We start from the raw sequence: 851 nt of genomic DNA on the forward strand, positions 1-851 counted from the left end.
AGCACCCGTCCGTGGATGCCGTTCGCCATCGGGTTCGGCCTCGGCCTCGGTGCCTCGCTGTACGGCGTCTACGATGGGTCGTGGAAGATGCGTCATAGCATCCAGAACCCGTGGGACTACGACTCCGAGTACGCGAAGGCGTGGGCGTCGTTCAAGCGGACGAACTGGAACTGGTCGATCCTCGGCGGCGCCCCGTTCATCGTCTGGTTCATCCTCTCGCTGGCCGCAGGCGTTGGAGGGGGACTGTAATGCTCCCCTCCGAGGCAATCCGCCGTGGGCTGCGAACTGGCGGGAAGGCGGCGCTGTACTTCCTCATCACACTCGTCGTCTGGACGACGGTGACGCTCGTCGGATTGTGGATAACTGGAACCCCTGGAACCCTCCCATGACACAACAACACGGCCGCCGATACGAGCACAGTCTATCAGCCGAACTAACCGAGGCTACTACCCGCGACGTGTGGCTCTCGACTGTGGGGTACTCGGGTAACTCTGCGATCGGATCGAGTGACATCGTCGTCGCGGTTGCTCCCGAGGCCCAACGTCGAGGGCAGAACGGCCTGTACCTCATCGAAGCGAAGAAGCGACAGGCAGCGACGGGTAAACGGTGTTCTTACGTCTTCGGTGGCTCGGAAGACGATGAGACTGGCGTCGAAGAACTGTTGCGGTTCATCAACGGAACGCCTGACTGGGCGACACCCGTCGTGGTGATCTCCTTTGACCACCGTGCTCCCATCGTCCTCGACGCCCGCCTGCTCGCAACGTGGCTCGTCACAAGCGGTGAGGTGGACACAGCGACGTTTGCCGAGGTGAAAGACGTACGGGCCTCGGAAGCCGAACGGGCGGTATGTA

The 851-nt window shown here is 62.2% G+C and carries 3 protein-coding genes; all 3 read left to right on the forward strand.

The genetic code is table 11. From position 1 onward, the window contains the following. Positions 1–249: hypothetical protein (locus EXE42_RS18800; RefSeq protein WP_158293746.1), on the forward strand; the 249-nt coding region annotated here is incomplete at its 5' end. Beyond that, the gene (locus EXE42_RS18805) at positions 249–389 is read left to right on the forward strand and encodes a hypothetical protein (protein ID WP_158293432.1); all 141 of its coding nucleotides are present in this window, start codon (positions 249–251) and stop codon (positions 387–389) included. The genes EXE42_RS18800 and EXE42_RS18805, both read left to right, overlap by 1 nt. Further along, a partial coding sequence (locus EXE42_RS16055; protein ID WP_137706966.1) for a hypothetical protein occupies positions 386–851 on the forward strand: 466 nt, incomplete at its 3' end. The genes EXE42_RS18805 and EXE42_RS16055, both read left to right, overlap by 4 nt.

The organism is Halorubrum sp. SP3 (assembly GCF_005435195.1).
Taxonomy (GTDB): Archaea; Halobacteriota; Halobacteria; order Halobacteriales; family Haloferacaceae; genus Halorubrum; species Halorubrum sodomense.